The 19798-nt window shown below is 27.4% G+C and carries 20 protein-coding genes and 2 pseudogenes; all 22 read left to right on the plus strand.

Translation table 11 applies throughout. The annotated features are described in order from the left end of the window. The first annotated feature begins 4 nt into the window (after positions 1-4). The 22 genes and pseudogenes from NG918_RS01155 to NG918_RS01255 all read left to right on the plus strand — a co-directional run bounded on the left by NG918_RS01155 (position 5) and on the right by NG918_RS01255 (position 19657). On the plus strand, positions 5-733 hold the full coding sequence (locus NG918_RS01155) for an ABC transporter ATP-binding protein (RefSeq protein ID WP_252224087.1): 729 nt from the start codon (positions 5-7) through the stop codon (positions 731-733). Further along, positions 723-1568, plus strand: a complete 846-nt coding sequence (locus NG918_RS01160) for a DUF4422 domain-containing protein (RefSeq protein WP_252224089.1) — start codon at positions 723-725, stop codon at positions 1566-1568. The genes NG918_RS01155 and NG918_RS01160 overlap by 11 nt, the downstream gene beginning before the upstream one ends. Then, positions 1565-3529: a DUF4422 domain-containing protein gene (locus NG918_RS01165; protein ID WP_252224091.1), complete on the plus strand. Its 1965-nt coding sequence runs from the start codon at positions 1565-1567 to the stop codon at positions 3527-3529. Before NG918_RS01160 ends, NG918_RS01165 begins: the two co-directional genes overlap by 4 nt. A gap of 27 nt (positions 3530-3556) precedes the next feature. Beyond that, a complete protein-coding gene (locus tag NG918_RS01170) occupies positions 3557-4633 on the plus strand; it encodes a glycosyltransferase family 8 protein (protein ID WP_252224093.1) in 1077 nt (358 codons plus the stop codon). A 22-nt stretch (positions 4634-4655) separates the two neighbouring features. Beyond that, positions 4656-5429 carry a glucose-1-phosphate cytidylyltransferase gene (gene rfbF, locus NG918_RS01175; RefSeq protein WP_252224095.1) on the plus strand — a complete coding sequence of 258 codons (774 nt, stop codon included), beginning with the start codon at positions 4656-4658 and terminating at the stop codon, positions 5427-5429. A 42-nt stretch (positions 5430-5471) separates the two neighbouring features. Continuing rightward, positions 5472-6770 (plus strand): FkbM family methyltransferase, encoded by a 1299-nt coding sequence (locus tag NG918_RS01180; RefSeq protein ID WP_252224097.1) that lies wholly within the window; start codon positions 5472-5474, stop codon positions 6768-6770. 25 nt (positions 6771-6795) lie between these two features. Next, a complete protein-coding gene (rfbG, locus tag NG918_RS01185) occupies positions 6796-7851 on the plus strand; it encodes a CDP-glucose 4,6-dehydratase (protein WP_252224099.1) in 1056 nt (351 codons plus the stop codon). Beyond that, on the plus strand, positions 7851-8780 hold the full coding sequence (locus tag NG918_RS01190) for an NAD-dependent epimerase/dehydratase family protein (protein WP_252224100.1): 930 nt from the start codon (positions 7851-7853) through the stop codon (positions 8778-8780). Before rfbG ends, NG918_RS01190 begins: the two co-directional genes overlap by 1 nt. Beyond that, positions 8777-9352 carry a dTDP-4-dehydrorhamnose 3,5-epimerase gene (gene rfbC, locus NG918_RS01195; RefSeq protein WP_252224102.1) on the plus strand — a complete coding sequence of 192 codons (576 nt, stop codon included), beginning with the start codon at positions 8777-8779 and terminating at the stop codon, positions 9350-9352. Before NG918_RS01190 ends, rfbC begins: the two co-directional genes overlap by 4 nt. Positions 9353-9393: 41 nt before the next feature. Further along, positions 9394-10545, plus strand: a complete 1152-nt coding sequence (gene glf / locus NG918_RS01200; protein ID WP_252224104.1) for a UDP-galactopyranose mutase — start codon at positions 9394-9396, stop codon at positions 10543-10545. A 447-nt stretch (positions 10546-10992) separates the two neighbouring features. Beyond that, positions 10993-11277, plus strand: a pseudogene (locus NG918_RS17170) (hypothetical protein); the annotation flags it as partial. Next, complete coding sequence (gene tnpB, locus NG918_RS01205; RefSeq protein WP_252224106.1) at positions 11265-11615, plus strand: IS66 family insertion sequence element accessory protein TnpB; 351 nt, start codon at positions 11265-11267, stop codon at positions 11613-11615. The pseudogene NG918_RS17170 and the gene tnpB, both read left to right, overlap by 13 nt. A gap of 110 nt (positions 11616-11725) precedes the next feature. Beyond that, complete coding sequence (locus NG918_RS01210; RefSeq protein WP_252224108.1) at positions 11726-11884, plus strand: hypothetical protein; 159 nt, start codon at positions 11726-11728, stop codon at positions 11882-11884. A gap of 5 nt (positions 11885-11889) precedes the next feature. Next, positions 11890-12465 carry an IS66 family transposase zinc-finger binding domain-containing protein gene (locus NG918_RS01215; protein WP_252224110.1) on the plus strand — a complete coding sequence of 192 codons (576 nt, stop codon included), beginning with the start codon at positions 11890-11892 and terminating at the stop codon, positions 12463-12465. Between the two features lie 13 nt (positions 12466-12478). Beyond that, a pseudogene (gene tnpC / locus NG918_RS01220) lies at positions 12479-13378 on the plus strand (IS66 family transposase); the annotation flags it as partial. A gap of 227 nt (positions 13379-13605) precedes the next feature. After that, on the plus strand, positions 13606-13821 hold the full coding sequence (locus NG918_RS01225) for a DUF3791 domain-containing protein (protein ID WP_252224114.1): 216 nt from the start codon (positions 13606-13608) through the stop codon (positions 13819-13821). Next, complete coding sequence (locus tag NG918_RS01230) at positions 13821-14006, plus strand: DUF3990 domain-containing protein (RefSeq protein ID WP_252224116.1); 186 nt, start codon at positions 13821-13823, stop codon at positions 14004-14006. The genes NG918_RS01225 and NG918_RS01230 overlap by 1 nt, the downstream gene beginning before the upstream one ends. Positions 14007-14041: 35 nt before the next feature. Further along, the gene (locus tag NG918_RS01235; RefSeq protein ID WP_252211737.1) at positions 14042-14275 is read left to right on the plus strand and encodes a hypothetical protein; all 234 of its coding nucleotides are present in this window, start codon (positions 14042-14044) and stop codon (positions 14273-14275) included. Between the two features lie 260 nt (positions 14276-14535). Further along, positions 14536-16215, plus strand: a complete 1680-nt coding sequence (locus NG918_RS01240; protein WP_252224118.1) for an AAA family ATPase — start codon at positions 14536-14538, stop codon at positions 16213-16215. 159 nt (positions 16216-16374) lie between these two features. Continuing rightward, positions 16375-16788 (plus strand): nucleotidyltransferase domain-containing protein, encoded by a 414-nt coding sequence (locus tag NG918_RS01245; RefSeq protein WP_252211741.1) that lies wholly within the window; start codon positions 16375-16377, stop codon positions 16786-16788. Between the two features lie 2 nt (positions 16789-16790). Continuing rightward, positions 16791-17237, plus strand: a complete 447-nt coding sequence (locus NG918_RS01250; protein WP_252224120.1) for a hypothetical protein — start codon at positions 16791-16793, stop codon at positions 17235-17237. Between the two features lie 380 nt (positions 17238-17617). Continuing rightward, on the plus strand, positions 17618-19657 hold the full coding sequence (locus NG918_RS01255) for a M13 family metallopeptidase (RefSeq protein ID WP_252224122.1): 2040 nt from the start codon (positions 17618-17620) through the stop codon (positions 19655-19657). The last annotated feature ends 141 nt before the right edge of the window (positions 19658-19798 follow it).

Below are 19798 nucleotides of genomic sequence, written 5' to 3' on the forward strand. Positions count from 1 at the left end.
AATAATGAAAAATAAAATAATTGAAATAAATGATGTTTCTATGATGTTTAAGCTTACTAATGATAGAATATCATCATTAAAGGAATATGTAACATCTATATTATCAGGAAAACTAGCATATAAAGAGTTTTGGGCGTTGAACAACATTTCAATAAATATAAAAAAAGGAGAAGTTATTGGAATAATAGGGCGCAATGGGTCAGGGAAAAGTACATTGTTGAAAATTATTTCTGGAATAATGAAGCCAACTAAAGGTAGCGTTATTTGTAATGGGAATATAGTTCCTATGCTAGAATTAGGCTCAGGTTTTGATTTTGATTTAACAGGTAAAGAAAATATATATTTAAATGGAGCGATTTTAGGATATAGTAAAGAGTTTTTAAATAATAAATATGAAGAAATTCTCGAATTTTCAGAGCTAGGGGAATTTATTAATGTACCAATTAGAAATTATTCATCAGGAATGTTGATGCGTTTGGCTTTTTCTATAGCAACGGTTGTTAATCCGGAGATTTTAATTGTTGATGAAATTTTGTCGGTAGGAGATGAAGCTTTTCAACAAAAAAGTCATAAAAGAATGATGGAGCTAATGTCTGGTGGGACGACAGTGCTATTTGTATCACATTCATTAGATCAAATTCGTGAGATATGCAATCGTGTAGTGTGGTTGGATCATGGAGAAATTTGTATGATTGGAAATACTGAAGAGGTTTGTGACAAATATGAGCTATGATAATTTTGACAAAAATGTAAAAATATTTATTTCATATCATAAATCAATAAACAAGATAAATTCACCATTTGTTGAAATGATTCCAACAGATTTGGAAGATGGCACCAATATTGCATATAAAAATAATTATTGTGAATTGAGAACACAATATTATGTATGGAAACATAATATTCCTGAATATGTAGGCTTTTTTCAGTTTAGAAGATATCTTGATATTTCAAGAGAAGTTTGTGATATAAATACTTACAAAAAGCCACGTCCTTATACTATACGAAATTCACCTAATATTGAGGAAATATCATTAGAAAAAATTTTAAATTTTAAAGAACAATATGATGTTATAGCTCCAATACCTGAATACAATGGTATTTCAGTGTATAAGAGATATGCTGTTTCAAAAGGGCATAGAAAAAAAGATTTAGATATGGTAGTTAACATATTGTTAGATAAATATCCATATTTTAATGAAGCAGTTGAAACGTATTTAAATGGATTTAGTGAATATTATGGGAATATGTTTTTTATGAAAAAGCATATTTATGATGAATATTGTTCATGGCTTTTTGATATATTGTTTACTTTTGATGAACAAGCAGTGGATGTTTTACCAAAAACAAACGGATATTTAGGAGAACGATTATTTGGTATTTACTTTACATATTTAAAGTTACAAAACAAGTTGTTATTGGGAGAATTAGCAAGGGTACATTTCTCCTGCTATGATGATATTAACCATAATCTAAAAAGACAAAAAATAATAAATACTTTCTTTCCACCTGGAAGTGAAATTAAGGGAATGTTAGGAAGAATGTTATATTTAAGGAGGAAAAAATGAAAAATCAAGGAGTAGAAAAAAATTCAAACAAGCCTAATGTTAAAATATTTGTTTCGCATAGGATTGATTTGGATAGTGAGACTATTGATAATCCATTATTTGTACCTGTACGTTGTGGTGCTGTATATGATGAAAGAGAAAACATTACAATGCTGGGTGATGATACAGGGGATAATATTTCAGAAAAGAGAAAATCGTTTTGCGAATTGACAGTTCAATATTGGGCATGGAAAAATAGTGATGCTGATTATTATGGTTTATGTCATTATAGAAGATTTTTATCATTCACATCAAATCATTATTTCACTAATCAAGAAAACCATATAGTTGATAGTAATTTATCTAAAAATTATAAAAAATATTCTTTGGATAACGAATATAAGATGAGGGAAATTATAGAGGATTATGATGCGATTGTTCTTGAACCATTTGATGTCAAAAATAAACCTACACCTCATGGTATAAAAAATTCTATAAAGGAGCATTGGCTAGGCTATACGAATTATTTAATTGAATATGATACTATTGATAAGCTTCAGAAGATTATTAAAGAATTGTATCCGGAATATTATGATATATCAAATGAATACTTAAATGGAAGTAAGTATTATGGATTTAATTGTTATGTTATGAAAAAAGAAATATTTAATCAGTTATGTGAATTTCAGTTTAGTATATTATTTAAGTTAGAAAAAATGATAGATGATACATATTATAATAAAAATATGAAAAGAACATTAGGATTTATAGGTGAAATATTATTTGGTATATTTATATATAAATTGTTAAAGGATAAATATAAAGTACGACAGTTACAATTAGTGTATTTTGAAAGTACTGAAAAATCAATAAAATTAGAACGATTAAAAAATGAAAAATGTATACCTATAGTATTAATGTCAAGTAATTATTATGTTCCATATCTATGTGTATTTTTAAAATCTTTATTGGAAAATATTAATAAAAATAAATATTATGATATTATAATACTACAAAAGGAAATATCTGAAACTTATAAAAAATTACTGTATAATATGGTAAGTGATTTGGAAAATGTATATATACGTTTTTATAATCCAAAACATATGATAGAAGGGGTTAATTTTTACATATCACATGAAGTATATGCAGAAGAAGCATATTATAGACTTTTGACGCCATGGATTTTAAATGATTATTCAAAAGCAATAGTAATGGACTGTGATATCATTTTAAAAGATGATATTGCTAAGTTATATGATATTAATATTGAAGATTATATTGCAGCTGGTGTTAAAGATATAGTATTTCAAGGAATTCTTAATGGAATTGTTCCAGGAACATATGAATATTGTAAAAATGAAATGAAGATGGTTCAACCATATGATTATATAAATACTGGTGTTTTATTGTTAAATTTAGAAAAAATAAGAAAAAGTTATTCGCAAGAAGAAATTATAAAATTTGCTGCAGAACATAAATTTAGAATACAAGAGCAGGATATATTAAATGTATTATTTGAAAATAAGATTAAATTTATTGATTTAAAATGGAATTATTATGTTAGTGTTAGTGAATTTATTAAAGAATCAATAAATTTTGCACCTTTAGACTCAGAAGATGAGTATAATAAATGCTTATATCCTGTTTGTATACATTATGCTGGAGCAGAGAAACCATGGAATAATGTTGAAATAGAATTTGCAGAAGAATTTTGGAGTGTAGCAAAACGTACACCAGTGTATGAAATATTAATTTCAAGAATGGTAGATAAAAAAATATCAATTATAGCTACAAATAATTTTGTAACACCAAATTATATTATTGATAACCGTTCAGGTGCACGTAAATTAGCTGATAAAATATTACCTAAAGACACAATGCGTAGAGAGTTTGCTAAGAAGTTATTGCCAAAGGGGTCGTTGAAATGGAAAATTTTAAAAAAGGTGTATTTGTTTTTTAGACCAAAATATAAGATATAAAATATTTATAAATTCAGGAGATGCAATATGGAATATGATAATACAATAGATGATATATTAGAACCTATTTTTGCAGAAAAAAGTGTGTCCATAGTGCTCATGTCTAGCAATTATTATGTGCCATATTTAACTGCTACAATAAAATCCATAATAGATAACAATGATAGTGAGAAAAATTACGATATAGTTGTTCTACAAAATGAAATATCTTTAGAATATCAAAATGTTATCTTGGATTTTTTTTATAATATAAATAATGTAAAAATAAGATTTTACAATCCAGAAGGTTTGTTAAAAAAAACAAAACTTTATATTTCCTCTAGAAACTATGCTAGGGAAGCGTATTATCGTTTATTAGTACCGTGGATTTTGAAAGGTTATGACAAAACACTTGTTATTGATTGTGATGTTGTAATTAATGAAGATGTATCTTTATTATATAATACTGATATTAACAATTATTTTGTCGCTGGAGTTAAAGATATTGTTTTTGAAGGAATTTTGGAAATAGAATATGATGCGTATAAGTATTCTAAGGATATATTAAACTTAAAAGAAGCTAAAAATTATATAAATACAGGTGTAATATTATTAAATTTAGAGAAAATTAGAGAATGCTTTACTATTGAATATATTATTAATTTTGCTGAGAGTAATAAATTTAGATTTCAAGAACAAGACATTATAAACTCATTATTTTCTCAAAATATTTTATATTTAAGTATGGAATGGAACTGTTATGTTAAACTTAGTAGGGATATTATTATGTGTATAGATGCCTCAAGTGAAATATCAAAGAATATATACAACAATATAAATGATAATGCAAAAATATATCATTTTGCAGGGACTCCAAAACCTTGGGAAGATCCTGAAATTGATAAAAGTTATATGTTTTGGAGATTAGTAAAGGATATACCCTTCTATGAAAAAATTATAGCTAGAATGGTGAAATATAATGCTAATTATAAACATAATCAGACATCAATGAATAGATTTTTCCCATTTGGTACCAAAAGACGTATGCTGATTGATAAAATACTAAAAAAAGGCAGCAAAAGACGCAAAATAATAAAAAAAATTGTAGATATTATATTAAAATAGAAAAAGGGAAGTGGGTATTAAAATGAAAGTAGTAATATTAGCAGGTGGATTTGGAACTAGAATAAGTGAAGAAAGTCATTTAAAGCCAAAACCTATGATAGAAATAGGGGATATGCCTATTTTATGGCATATTATGAAGGAATATTCTTATTATGGTCATAATGATTTTATTATTTGTGCAGGATATAAGCAACATATAATTAAACAATATTTTGCAGAATATTATCTTCATCGTTCAGATGTTACATTTGATTTTTCAAATAATGGGGAAATTATTGTACACAATAATGTTTCTGAACCTTGGAAAGTAACAGTCGTAGATACGGGTCTAAATACCATGACAGGAGGAAGAATAAAACGTATTAAAGATTATGTTGGAAATGAAACATTTATGATGACTTATGGTGATGGAGTATGTGATATAGATATCAATAAACTATTAGAGTTTCATAATCAGCATAAAAAAATTGCAACTATGACAGCAATTCAACCAGGCGGGCGTTTTGGAACTTTAGAAATTGAAAATGATAATACAATTAGTCGTTTTGCTGAAAAGAGAAAAGAAGATGGTGGTTGGATTAATGCAGGATATATGATTTTAGAACCTAAAATATTTGATTATATTGATGGAGATAGCACAACTTTTGAAAAAGAACCACTAGAAAAGGTTTCTCAAGAAGGACAGTTAAATGCGTACTGTCATGATGGTTTTTGGCAATGCATGGATACTCTTAGAGATAAAGAATTACTTGAAAAATTATGGAATGAACAAAAAGCTCCTTGGAAAAAATATTAATAATGTCAAAATAATGTTTAAATAAAGGAGATGCAATTTATTTTGAAATTAAAATCATTTTTAAAAAGAATACTACCATTACCAATTAGTTCATTTAATAGAGAAATTGAAATACTTTTTTATAAATTAGAACAACAAAATTGTCGGATTAATGAAAGTATTTATGATTTATCAAATGAAAATGCTATACTTAGAAATAAAGTTGATATATTAGAACAATTATTTACTAAAAAGATCGAACAACATGAATATATATATAATAAATTTAATCAATACTGGAAAGAACAAAAAGATATTAATAATAAATACGTACAATGTTTGGAAGAGGATAAAAAGACGAGTTATGAATTATATAATAATCTTGTAAATGAAAATCAATATACAAGATATATGATGTTAGAATCAAAAAGAGAAATAAATATTGAATTTGAAAGAAATTACTACAAGGATTTTCCAACACAAGAGTGCAATGAATATACAACATTTCAATCTGATTTTTTAGAATTAATTAAAGGACTTGATTTAGAAAGTATTGAAACTATATTAAGTGGTTTATCAAGATTAAAATTGATTAAGGGTTTAACTCAAGAAAATGCATCAGTATATACTGTTGAAGAACTACGACAATGTAAGATAGTGGATGAGAATTTTTATTCGAATATTTTACAGTTATCTGAAAACGTGTATTATTATAATAACTATTTACTACCAATTAATCATTTTGAAGCTTGTGTATTTTATTATAATTATGGATTAGAAAAGCTTGAGACACTAGAAAACATACAAAATAAAGATATTATAGATGCAGGTGCTTTTATTGGTGATAGTGCATTAATATTCTCACCATTAACAAATAAAAAAGTATATTGTTTTGAGCCTGTACCTGAGAATTACAACAATATGCTTAAAACTGTAGAATTGAATAATTTAAAGAATGTGGTACCTGTAAAATCAGCACTAGGTTCAAAAAATGGAAAATTACAATTGAGTGTAAATAGTTCATCAAGTACTATTTATGAAAATGATGCTTTTACATATAATGACCATATTGAAGCTGATGTTATTACGTTAGATGAATATGTTAAGAAAAATGACTTGAATGTTGGGTTAATTAAAGCAGATTTAGAAGGTGCCGAACAAGAGTTTTTAAAGGGTGCCATGAATACAATTATAACTCAGAAACCTATATTGTTAATAAGTATATATCATAATGCAAGTGATTTCTTTCATATAAAACCTATGATAGAAAAACTAAATTTAGGATATTCATTTAAAATATATAGACCTACTTTTGGGAGTGTATTAACAGAAACACTTCTTATTGCAGAAGTAAAAGAATAGAAAGTACAAAGAGAGGGTGGGTTCTTTGATTAATTTAGATTTTTATAAAGGAAAAAAAGTTCTTGTAACAGGACATACTGGATTTAAAGGAACGTGGATGAGTAAAGTTTTAATTGATGCTGGAGCTATTCTTACAGGATACTCATTAGAAGCACCAACTGAACCAAATTTATTTGAAATTTCTAAGGTGAAAGATAATATGACTCATATTATAGGAGATGTAAGAAATTTAGAACATTTAAAAAAAGTTTTTAAAGAAGCGCAACCAGAAATAGTTCTTCATTTAGCAGCTCAGCCTATCGTACGTGATAGTTATAAGGATCCAGTATATACATATGAGACAAATGTTATGGGAACAGTAAATATTTTAGAATGTGTGCGTTTGAATTCATGTGTAAAATCTTTTTTAAATGTGACAACAGATAAAGTATATGAAAATAAGGAATGGGAATGGGGATACCGTGAAAATGAACCATTAGATGGATATGATCCTTATTCTAATTCGAAGTCATGTTCTGAGTTGGTTACACACAGCTATAAAAATAGTTTCTTTAGTGAAAATAAAGTTGCTATTTCTACTGCTCGTGCAGGAAATGTAATTGGTGGCGGAGATTTTGCGAATGACCGTATAATACCTGATTGTATAAGAGCTGCTAAAAATAAAGAGTCTATAATTGTTCGTAATCCACATTCTACACGTCCTTATCAACATGTTCTTGAACCTGTATTTGCATATTTAATGATTGCACAAAAACAATATGAAGATTTAAATTATGCTGGCTATTATAATGTTGGACCGGATGATTGTGATTGTGTTACTACTGGCACATTAGTTGATTTGTTTTGTAAACATTGGAAAGAAAAGATTAAATGGGAAAATCAATATGTAGGGGGTCCTCATGAAGCTAATTTCCTAAAGTTAGATTGCTCAAAGATAAAGACAAAATTTGGATGGCAACCTAGATGGCATATAGAACAAACTATGGACAAAACTTGTGAATGGACAAAAGCATGGATTAATGGTGAAGATATTTCTAACGTTATGAAGAAACAAATTAAAGAATATATGGAGGCTATATAATGAAAAAGGCTATTATTACTGGTGCAAATGGCTTTATTGGAAGTGCAGTAGTAAAAGAATTGTTGAAAAATGATTATAAAATATATGCAGTCTGCAGAGAAAATCGTACTAATAATATTAGTAAGGATAAAAATATTAAGATTGTTTATTGTGAATTATCAGATGTAAAAAATCTTGATAAGCATATTTCAATAGGAGAGTATGATATGTTCTATCATTTTGCATGGGATGGTTCTGCTGGTGCGGCACGTGCAGATACAAAATTACAATTGCAAAATGCACAATGGACAGTAGATGCAATGAGAGTTGCAAAAAAACTTGGCGTAAAAAGATTCGTTTGTGCTGGAAGCATAATGGAGCATGAGACTATGGCGGCAGCTTATACACAAGGTAATAAACCTGGACTTGGATATATTTATGGAAGTGGTAAGTTAGTTGCTCATACAATGTGCATGGCTGTAGCTGCTGATATTGGTATTGAGTTAGTGTGGCCAGAAATAACAAATACATATGGAGTTGGTGAACGTAGTCCGAGAATGGTCAATACTACTATTCAAAAGTGTATTAATGGTGAAAATCCACAATTTACAGCAGGTACACAAAATTATGATTTTGTGTATATTGATGATGTAGCGAGGGCATTTAGACTAATTGGAGAAAATGGGAAACCATTCCATGAGTATTTAATAGGTAGTTCTACTGCTAGACCTCTTAAAGAATTTTTAAAGGAAATGCAATTAGCTATTGCTCCAAATTTAGAATTTATATTTGGAAATGTTCCTTTTACAGGTGTTGATATGCCAATTTGTAGTTTTGATTGTAGTGAAACAGAACGAGATACAGGATTTAAAGCAGAAATTAGTTTTGCAGAAGGATGTCGTCGTACACATGATTGGTGGTGTGAGATTTTAAAGGAGGAATTGAAATGATACAAAAATTTGAATTTAAACCTACTAAAATTGAAGGCTTAATTGAAGTAACTCCATTTAATGCAGAGGATATTCGTGGTTGTTTTACAAAAGATTATTCTAAAGAAGTATTTGAAGCAAATGGAATTTCTCATGATTTGATGGAAGTATTTTATACTACGTCTCATAAGGGTGTAATACGTGCATTACATTTTCAAAAGGTGAAACAACAAGCTAAATTAGTACGTTGTATTCATGGTCATGTTTATGATGTTGTAGTAGATTTACGTAAAGACAGTCCTACATTTAAACAATGGATTGGATTTGACTTAACTGGAGAAAAGCATAATGAAATACTTGTTCCAGCTGGATGTGCTCATGGATATTTAGTATTAGAAGACTCAATTGTTTCATATAAATGTGGTGAAAAATTTTATGGAGAATATGATGATGGAATTATGTGGAATGATAAAGATATTAATGTAAAATGGCCTTTGGATAAAATCGGAGGAAAAAATAACATGATTATAGCAGATAAGGATAAAAACCTACAGACTTTTGAAGAATTTATTAATATTTATGGTGGTTTTTAGAGAAAATTTTTAGATTTAGATTTACAGAAGGGATTAATTAGATGGAATATGATGTATTAGTAGTTGGATGTGGATTAACTGGTGCGGTTATAGCAAGACATTTAGCAGAAAAATGTAATAAGAAAGTTAAGATATTAGAGCGTAGAAGCCATATTGGTGGTAATATGTACGATTATATTGATGAACATGATATTCTAGTACAAAAATATGGACCACATACTTTTCATACAAAGAAAAAGAATTTATATGAATTTATGAACAAATATGCTGAGTGGAAACCATATACACTTACATGTATGGCTGAAATTGATGGAAAGGTTACGCCTACACCTTTTAATTTTCAAACAATAGATGATTTCTATAATATTAGTGATGCTGAAAGTTTGAAATCACATATTAAACAATATTATGGGAATAAAGCAACAGCAACAGTATTAGAAGTGTTAAATTGTTCTGATTCAGTGATAAAAGAATATGCACAATTTTTATATAATAAAGATTATAGCCTTTATAGTGCTAAACAATGGGGAATATCTCCTACTGAAATAGATCCTAGTATATTTAAACGTGTGCCATTAAGATTTTCTTATGATATTGGTTATTTAGGTGATCCATATGAGGTAATGCCTAAAGTATCATTTACAGACTTTTTTACTAATTTATTAAATCATCATAATATTAATATTGAATTAAATGTAGAAGCATTGAAGCATCTCACTATAAGTGAAGATGGAACATCTATTTTACTTGATGGTAAACCATGTTTAATTCCAGTTGTTTATACAGGGGCTTTAGATGAATTGTTTAAAGGTATTGAAGGGTATTTACCATACAGATCGCTTTATTTTGATTTTAAATATGAGAATGTTGATAGTAAACAAGATGCACCGGTAGTAGCATATCCTCAGGCAGAAGGATATACTAGAATTACTGAATTTAAAAAATTGCCAGTACAAAATGTTATTGGTACGACATATGCTGTGGAATATCCTTCTAAATATAATATTGAAGAAAAGTCTGAGCCTTATTATCCAGTATTAACAGAAGATAGTCAGGAACAATATAAATTATATAAATCACGTACTGATAAAATAAATAATTTAATTTGTTGTGGTCGTTTGGCTGATTTTAAATATTATAATATGGATCAAGCATTAGAACGGGCATTAGAAGTTTGTAAAAAACTTTCATAGTATATAGGATAAACTTAGGGTGTTCATCTGTGGGGTGTAAAATTTGGAATGTTCAAGCTGGTGACTGTCACCATAGCAGATAGGATGTAAAAATCTTATCTGTTTTTGTTGTGTGCCCAGCATGGGCACGTACTAACCGGTGAAAGTCCGTAATGGGGGCTGATAGTGCCAACCATGTAGCTAATGGCAAGGGTGTCCATCGTGAGGTGGAATCTGAAGGAAGATTAAGGCAAAACCTTGGTCTGAGGTACACAAATTACATTTGAGGCTCGAAGCTATGGGTAAACTTGCAACACAAAGTAAAGCCCTATAACTGTAAGCGTAAAAAAATTACTGCCTAGATAATACTAAACCTTCTTGTTAAAATTTCAAGTAATAAGATAACAAGGAGGAATTGTTATGGTTAAAAAAGGAACAGATGTGAAATGAAGAGAACTTGTAGAGAAGTTTTCTTCTTACGAAGGGACGTTAGATAGTTTATGTAAAGAAAATAGTATTAGTAGAAGTCAGTTTTACTATTACAGAAAGAAATTTGAGAAAGAGAATAATACGACATTTCAGGCTATAGCTTTAGAAAAAAATAATACCAATATATTAACAGTAACTAATAATATTAAACCAGCTGCTGAGATTAAGATAGAAATTGGCAAAGCTAAAATATTTATACCGGCTAATGAAATAGCTTTGTTATCAAATATACTTAGGGAGTTTAGTAAAACATGTTTAATATAGATAAGGTAGATACTGTATATTTAGCTTGTGGTATAACAGATTTACGAAAAAGTATAGATGGTTTAGTTATGATAGTTGAGACACAGTTAAAATTAGATCCCTTTGAAAAATCTCTGTTTGTCTTCTGTAACAGATCGATGAATAGATTAAAAATATTACATTTTGATGAAGGTTTTTGGCTATATTATCATAGGCTTGAAAATAATAGGTTGAAATGGCCTGTGACTAAAGAAGAAGCAATGAAAGTAAATAAAGAAGAATTAAGTTGGCTACTTAAAGGATATGAAGTTAGAACTACATCAAAATTTAAGCCTATAAAAGAAAAAAATTGTTACTAAAACATTTGAAATTATAAATAGAAACTCTTGATTTAAAAGTGAGCAAGCCCTTCTAAAATCAAGGGTTTTATGGTATTATATACCTATAAGAATTGTTGAGAGGTAACAAAATGGATGGCTTAAATTTAAACAATCAACTTTATGAAAAAACACAGTTATTGATTTCCAAAATGGAAAAAGAAATTGAGTTAAAAGATTCAGAGATTTATTCAAAAACAATGAAATTGAATCAAAGGACAAAGAAATTCAAAATCTTAAAACTGAATTAGCATTTTTGAAAGGTCAAATTCTTAATAAAAACAGAAAGATATTTGGAAAATCTAGTGAACAAGTAGATTCTAATCAAATGTCTCTTTTTGACGATGCTGAAAAGAACAGTGACTCTAAAATGGCTGAGCCAACAATAGAGGAAATTGCTTATACAAGAACTAAGTCATCTAAACATATTGGTAAGAAAGATAATTTAGCAAATTTAGAAAGAATCATCGTTGAACATAAGCTTGAAGAAAACAAAGCAATATGTAGCAAATGTAACAATCCTTTAGTTGTTATTGGACGTAAATCAAAGGAAGTATTAAAATACATACCAGCAAAACTCTATATAGAAGAACATATTACATATAGCTATGCTTGCAAATCTTGCGAAGCAGAAGCAGGTGTTGCAAACATAATTTCAACAAAATTACCTAATACTATATTTTATAAAAGTATGGCATCAAATGAATTAGTAGCTCATGTAATAAATATGAAGTATCAGCATGCAATGCCTTTATATAGATTAGAAACTTACTTTAATATGTTAGGTGCAAATCTTTCAAGACAAACATTATCTAATTGGATAATGAAATAGTGCTACTGAACTTCAAATTGTATATGATATTATGAAGGAACAACTTTTAAAGAAAAATTATATACAAGCTGATGAGACTACCCTTCAAGTTATTGACGATAGCGGTAAGGATTCAAAATCTAAAAAATATATATGGCTATATAAATCCGGAGCTTTAGAAGATCCAATTATTTTATATGACTATCAGAATACAAGATCTAGCTCTTGTCCTAAAGAATTTTTGAAAGGATTTTCAGGATATCTTCAAACAGATGGATATACCGGATATAATAGGGTCGAAAATGTGAAACGATTATATTGCCTAGCTCATATCCGAAGAAAATATCATGAAATAATAGTAAACTTAGATGAAGAAGCCCTAAAAAAATCACGTGCTATAATAGGGTTTAATTATTGTGAAAAACTTTATAAAATAGAAAAAGACTTAAGGGAAACTTATAGCAAGGACGAAGATTACTATAAAAAACGATATAAAATAAGGCTTGAAAAGTCAGCGCCAATCCTTAATGAATTTCAAGAATATGTAGAGAGAGAAATAAAAGATGCTCTTCCAAAAAGCCCGTTAGGTAAAGTTCTTGACTATACTAGAAAGCTTTTACCTGATATGAAAACATTTTTAGAAGACGGATCTTTAGAAATAGATAATAATGGATCTGAAAGAGCAATAAAACCATTTGTTATTGGTAGAAAAAACTGGCTTTTCTCAAATACAGCAAAAGGTGCAAAATCAAGTGCTTTAATCTATAGCATAATTGAAACCGCTAAAGCCAACGGCTTAATAGTAGAAAGGTATTTAGTATATTTATTTGATGTGTTAGCTAATGCAGAATCTAAAGATAAAGAAATTCTAGATAATTATATGCCTTGGTCAAAGGCCCTTCCAGACGTATTATGCGTTAAGGTTGGTAAATAACTAATACTAAATAATATTAAATTTTTGATCCTTACAAATTAAAAAATATTTTAGGATTATCTATAGAAAAGATTAAATATGTTGATGGTTATAGCAAATAGGATTTAACAGTCTTATCTGTTTTTTGTTTTAAGTCAATAAATATGACATAAGAGTAGAAATACAATTAATAAATAAGTATAATATGATTAAGAGAATAATATTTCACATTAAAGGATGGGAAAATTATGTTGGATTCTAATATATTGTTATATATAGTATGTCTAATAGAAGAGTATAAGAAATGTTATAAAATAGAGGGTCAAGAAATAATAGAATTATTTAAAAAATATAATGTCTTTGAATATATAATTGAATTTTATGATATACTGCATACACAATCTATATCTTATGGTGTTGAAGATGTTCATAAATTTATTTTTAATAGGAGTGGGATTTTATAATGAAGTTATATCATGGAATTTATACTTATTTTGAGAAGATTGATTTAAATAATAGTTTAGATAAAAGAGATTTTGGAATGGGATTTTATACGACAACTAATTTTAAGCAAGCAACTAAATGGGCGCTAAAAATAGGAAAGCGTAATAGAACTAGAGGAAAATCAAATTTCATTTCATACTTATAGAGCTATTAAAAGATTAAAATTAGTGAGGTGGGAATATGCTGATTAAAAAATCTATAATGAATCGTAAACTACAACTGATAGTACTAGAACTTTCAAAAAAGTTAAATAAATCTGAAATTGAAACATTAGAATTATTTTATTCAACTAATGTTTATCGTGAATTAGTTGAACAGGAAACTACACTTTGTACAGAATCATATTCATTTATTGCTGATGATGTTTTACGTGAATTAAATTTATATGAAAAGCCAAAGGTGAAATTTCATTAAATTTAAATAAAAAAATTGATAATAGCTTTGAAGGGTTAAATATTTTATAAAAATAATATGGAAATAAAGATAACAGATAGTATGTAAAAATCTTATCTGTTTTTTTATTGACCCCTGAAGTTTAAACTCCTACATGTACAAGTTTGAATACTCTTATTTGTTTTAAGTGCATTATAAATAGGCTATAATATAAGATATATGAATAAAAATTCAATTAAAAATTTATATGATAGATATTTTTTTAGAAAGAAGGTGCGGTAATGAAAAAGAGTATTCAGGTTGGAACATCAGACTTTAGGGAAATTATAAAAGAAAATCATTATTTCGTAGATAAAAGCTTATTAATAAAAGAGTTTATAGAAAATGCAGCAAAGGTTATTTTAACTCCAAGGCCAAGACGTTTTGGTAAGACTTTAAATATGAGTATGCTAAAATACTTTTTTGATATAAAAAAGAAAGATGAAAATAAAGATTTATTTAAGGGATTAGAAATAGAAAATGAAGAAGAGATAATGAAGATGCAAGGAGCGTATCCAGTTGTTTTTCTTACTTTTAAGAATGAAAAACATCTTAGTTTTGAAAATCTTCAAGAGGGATTAATAATATTATTTTCAAATTTATATAGGGAATATGATTATTTATTAGAAAGTAATAAAATATTAGATATTGATAAAAGAGAAATTGAAAGATTTATAGCTAAAGAAGTAACTCCTATAGAATGTTTAAATGGTTTAAGCAATTTAATGAGATTGCTTAACAAGCATTATAATAAGAAAGTCATTGTACTTATAGATGAATATGATGTGCCAATTCAGGAGTCTTATTTAAGGGGGTATTACGAGGAAGCTATCGTTTTAATAAGAAATATTTTAACAGCTGCACTTAAGGATAATGTATATTTAGAAAAATCTCTAGTTACTGGAATACTTAGAGTTGCAAAGGAAAGTATTTTTTCAGGGCTTAATAATATAGAGGTAGATAGTATTTTAGGAATTAATTTTAATGATAAATTTGGCTTTACAGAAGAACAGGTTATAAATTTATTAGATTATTATAACCTTTCAGAAAAGATTGATGAAGTTAAGAAATGGTACAATGGATATATATTTGGAGGAAAGATAATATATAATCCTTGGTCAGTTTTAAATTATATTAAAAACAATGCAATAGGATTTATGCCTTATTGGATAAATAGTAGTAGTAATGATCTAATAAAGAGATTACTTTCTAATGGAAATGAAGATACTAAGAAAAATCTTGAAGAACTTATAAAGGGAAATTCTATAAAAAAGATAGTAGATGATCATGTTGTTATGAAAGACGTAGAAGATGATGAGGAAAATCTATGGGGATTTTTAACTTTAAGCGGATATTTGAAGCCAGTAAATAAGGAGCTTATTAGAGGAAAGTTTAATTGTGAATTAAAGATACCAAATGAAGAAGTAAGCATATTTTATGAAAACTTAATTGAAAAGTGGTTTAAGGAAAGTTTAACAAGCAAGAAATATTCTATTATGCTGAATGCATTGGTAACTGGTGATGTTGAAACCTTTGGTGGTTTTTTCAAAAATTTTGTTTTAAATAATATAAGTTATTTTGATGTATCAGGAGAGGAACCAGAAAAAGTGTATCATGCTTTTGTACTTGGGATGATTGTATCTCTTTCAGACAAATATGAAGTTAAGTCAAATAAAGAAAGTGGATATGGCAGATATGATGTTATGTTAATTCCTAAAGATACTTCAAAGCTTGGAATTATAATGGAGTTTAAAAAGATTGATGATTTTATGAGTAAAAGCATAGAAAATGGAATTGAAGAAGCTTTAAATCAAATTGAGGAAAATAAATATGAAGCAGAACTTATGGAAAGAAATATAAATAATATATTAAAACTTGCAATTGTATTTAAAGGGAAAAAAATTGAGGTTGTTGAAGGTTGATGTAAACCACCCCTGGGGTGTAAAATTTGGAAAATATTCAAGCTGGTGACTGTCACCATAGCAGATAGGGTGTAAAAATCTTATCTGTTTTTTTGTTTTAAGAAAATTAAACATAGGTTATAATTAAAGTAATACTATGATTTAAAGGCAGTGAATTACATGAAGAAAGAAGATATAAAAGATTTTAAAATTGATGACACAGATAATATAATTGCTTTAGCTACTTTTGGTAGTTATAATACAGAAAACTTTATAGAAAATAGAAGTGATATAGATATATTAATTTTGTTAAATGAAAAAAGAGGGGTAGAATTTGAATTTAAACTAGAAGATGAATTACTTCCTAGGTTAGAAGATTTTTTTTCTTATGATAATATACATATAACATTTTTATATTTAAATGAATTTGATTCTGATTTAGCAAAATGTTATATAGAAAGTAAAAATAAACTTATTTTAGATTTTAATAAAGAAATTGATTTTAGACTTTATGTTAATAAATATTTACGAAATAATGAATGGCTTAATAAACTTATAAAACATGATACGGAATTACTAAATGGAGGAAAATAAATATGTCACCTTATTATAAATATAAAAAAGAAAGATTAGAAAAGAAGTTTTATGTTGCTAAAGACACACTTACTTTGCTTATTGGTGCAATGAAGGAATTTAATAATACAAATTCTATTTTTTTAAAGCGTTCTATTCTTGGATATTTTCAGGATTTAACGGAATATATAATTGATATGTCAGAGACATTTTTAGTTATGAATGATAATTATATAGATGGATGCTCAGCAGTAGAATTAGTAAAGAGAGCAAGAATTCATGGATTTTTAGAGGATTCTTTATGTGATTTTTTAATAAAAATTGTACGACTAAGAAATAGATATACACACGATTATTATAAAAGAGAAGGTGTGGAAGAAGATATATTTAAATGTTGTTTTTCAGAAATAATGTATCTTGATATATTTTTAGAGGTAAGTGATACAGAAATACATTTAAGAGTGAAATAAAATTTATACAATTAGATAGGGTGTAAAAATCTTATCTGTTTTTTTATTGACCCCTGGGGTGTAAAATTTTACAGGTACAAGTTTAAAATCTAAATTTTGTTTTACTTAAAAAGTAATTCATAAGAAATACATTTTTTATAATAATAATTATATATCTGTGCAAGATAATAATGTACAAGTTAGAAAAATCATAAATTTTTCTTAATATTTTATAGGTAATATATACGTATATTACAGAATATGGTACATTAAATACGCAAATTAAAAATTAGGTTATTTTTTTATCTGTATTGATATATGCAATATGTAAAGTGGCATATATAAATACCCTGTAAAAATGTAATCTAAAAATTAATAAGATATAGGGGATGAGACTTAAAATGGCAAAATTTAAAAAGAGTAGGCTTATAGCATGTGCTTTGGCATTTTCATTATTTATGTCACAAGCAACATATGTTAAAGCAGCTGAAGTAACTGACACAGCTAATTTAGGAAGTAAAGTAGTATCTGACGATATAAGGTTACAAGATGACTTTTATAGTGTAACTAATAAAGAATGGTTAAATACTGCTAAGATTGATGCTGGTGAAGTATCTAATTCAGCATTTAATGAAGCTGAAAAGGCATTAACAGATCAAAAGAAAGAAATAATGAAAGAATTACTAGCTAATGAAAAGAACTATTCAAAAGATAGTGATGAGAAAAAAATGATTAATTTATATAAGAATGTTTTAAATAGTGAAGCAAGAAATAAACAAGGTATAGAACCTATTAAGGGAATATTAGATAAGATTAAAAATATTAAGACTTTAAATGATGTTAGAGAACTTAATAAATATGATATTGGAAATCCATTAATTAATATTGGATGTAGTGTTGATTTAAAAGATGCCACTAGATATGCAGCATATGTTGGATCAACTTCTCTTAGCTTGGGAAATTCTGATGAATATGTAAAGCCAACAGAAAATACTGCAAGAGTGAAAAGTCTTTCTGAAAATTATTATAAAAAGATCTTAACTTTAGTAGGATATACTGAAGAAGAGGCAAAAATAAAGGTTGATAATTTTTACAAATTAGAATACATGATAGCACCATCAATAATAGGAAAAGAAGAGAGCTCAAAAAATCCTAATGCAATAGATGATGAATATAATGTATATACTTTAGATAAGCTTAACGAAGTAGCTCCAAATTTAAAGATAAAAGATCTTATGAAAGATTTAAAAATAGATAAAGCTAATAAAATAATTTTAACAGAACCTAATTGGTTAAAAGCAATGAATGATATTTATACTGAAGAAAATTTACCACTTATTAAAGATTATATAGAAATAAAAAATATAGCAGGTGCAGCAGGTTGTCTAGGTGATGATTTCCAAAAAGCAGCACAAGAATTTTCTAATGCTTACTTAGGTTCAAGTGGAGAAACTCCTAAAGATGAAGAGGCTATAAATATAGTTAATTCAGCATTAGCAATGCCATTTGGTAAGATATATGTTGAAAAATACTTTTCTAAAAAGACTAAAAATGATGTTAAAGATATGACTGATGAAATAATTAAAACTTATGAAAAGAGAATAGAAAATTTAGATTGGATGAGTGATTCAACTAAAAAGAGTGCTAAAGAAAAATTAAATAAAATAAGTGTTCAAATTGGATATCCTGAAAAATGGGAAGATTACTCTTCATTAAAGATAAGATCATATGAAGAAGGCGGTTCACTTTTTGAAAATTTAATAAATTTAGGTAAATTTGCAGAAGAAAAGCAATTAAGTATATTAAATGAACGTGTAGATAAATCACAATTTGCATGTCCACCACAAATGGTAAATGCTTTCTATAATCCAACAGCTAATTCAATCACAGTTCCAGCGGGAATTCTTCAACAACAATTTTATGATGTAAATGCTTCAAAAGAACATAACTTAGGAGCAATTGGAGCAATCATTGGTCATGAAATTAGTCATGCTTTTGATAATACTGGAGCCAAGTTTGATGGCGATGGTAACTTAAATAGCTGGTGGAGCACTGAAGATTATAAAAAGTTTGAAGAAAAAACTAATAACGTAAGAAGCTTTTATAATAATGTAAAACTTGATAATGGTAAAAGTGTAAATGGAGATCTTACAGTAGGAGAAAATATAGCTGACCTTGGAGGAATAGCTTGTGCATTAGATATATTAGATAAGATGCCAAAGGCTAATTACAAAGATTTCTTTGAAAGTAATGCTAATGTATGGCGTGAAATTAGTACAAAAGAGTATGGAGATCTTAAACTTGAAAATGATGTACATTCACCTAATAAGGTAAGATCAAATGTAGTATTATCACAATTTGATAAATTCTATGAAATATATGGAATAAAAGAAAATGATAATATGTATGTAAAACCAGAAAATAGATTAAAGATTTGGTAGGATAACATCACCCCTGGGGTGTAAAAAATGGAAAAAGGTCAAGCTGGTGACAGTCACCACATATGAGCAGATAAGACGTAAAAATCTTATCTGTTTTTTGATTATTGAAAGTATATTATGAAGATTTTTAACTTTAAGTGA

Source organism: Clostridium sp. ZBS2, assembly GCF_023845855.1.
GTDB lineage: Bacteria > Bacillota > Clostridia > Clostridiales > Clostridiaceae > Clostridium > Clostridium aquiflavi.

Excerpts from the sequence above, each read along its gene's own strand:
- NG918_RS01225 (WP_252224114.1), top strand. The coding sequence starts at position 13,606 with ATGTTGGATTCTAATATATTGTTATATATAGTATGTCTAATAGAAGAG.
- NG918_RS01230 (WP_252224116.1), top strand. The coding sequence starts at position 13,821 with ATGAAGTTATATCATGGAATTTATACTTATTTTGAGAAGATTGATTTA.
- NG918_RS01210 (WP_252224108.1), top strand. The coding sequence starts at position 11,726 with ATGGATGGCTTAAATTTAAACAATCAACTTTATGAAAAAACACAGTTA.
- NG918_RS01170 (WP_252224093.1), top strand. The coding sequence starts at position 3,557 with ATGGAATATGATAATACAATAGATGATATATTAGAACCTATTTTTGCA.
- NG918_RS01250 (WP_252224120.1), top strand. The coding sequence starts at position 16,791 with ATGTCACCTTATTATAAATATAAAAAAGAAAGATTAGAAAAGAAGTTT.
- rfbF (WP_252224095.1), top strand. The coding sequence starts at position 4,656 with ATGAAAGTAGTAATATTAGCAGGTGGATTTGGAACTAGAATAAGTGAA.
- NG918_RS01155 (WP_252224087.1), top strand. The coding sequence starts at position 5 with ATGAAAAATAAAATAATTGAAATAAATGATGTTTCTATGATGTTTAAG.
- NG918_RS01235 (WP_252211737.1), top strand. The coding sequence starts at position 14,042 with ATGCTGATTAAAAAATCTATAATGAATCGTAAACTACAACTGATAGTA.
- tnpB (WP_252224106.1), top strand. The coding sequence starts at position 11,265 with ATGTTTAATATAGATAAGGTAGATACTGTATATTTAGCTTGTGGTATA.
- NG918_RS01165 (WP_252224091.1), top strand. The coding sequence starts at position 1,565 with ATGAAAAATCAAGGAGTAGAAAAAAATTCAAACAAGCCTAATGTTAAA.
- NG918_RS01190 (WP_252224100.1), top strand. The coding sequence starts at position 7,851 with ATGAAAAAGGCTATTATTACTGGTGCAAATGGCTTTATTGGAAGTGCA.
- NG918_RS01255 (WP_252224122.1), top strand. The coding sequence starts at position 17,618 with ATGGCAAAATTTAAAAAGAGTAGGCTTATAGCATGTGCTTTGGCATTT.
- NG918_RS01245 (WP_252211741.1), top strand. The coding sequence starts at position 16,375 with ATGAAGAAAGAAGATATAAAAGATTTTAAAATTGATGACACAGATAAT.
- NG918_RS01160 (WP_252224089.1), top strand. The coding sequence starts at position 723 with ATGAGCTATGATAATTTTGACAAAAATGTAAAAATATTTATTTCATAT.
- NG918_RS01240 (WP_252224118.1), top strand. The coding sequence starts at position 14,536 with ATGAAAAAGAGTATTCAGGTTGGAACATCAGACTTTAGGGAAATTATA.
- rfbC (WP_252224102.1), top strand. The coding sequence starts at position 8,777 with ATGATACAAAAATTTGAATTTAAACCTACTAAAATTGAAGGCTTAATT.
- glf (WP_252224104.1), top strand. The coding sequence starts at position 9,394 with ATGGAATATGATGTATTAGTAGTTGGATGTGGATTAACTGGTGCGGTT.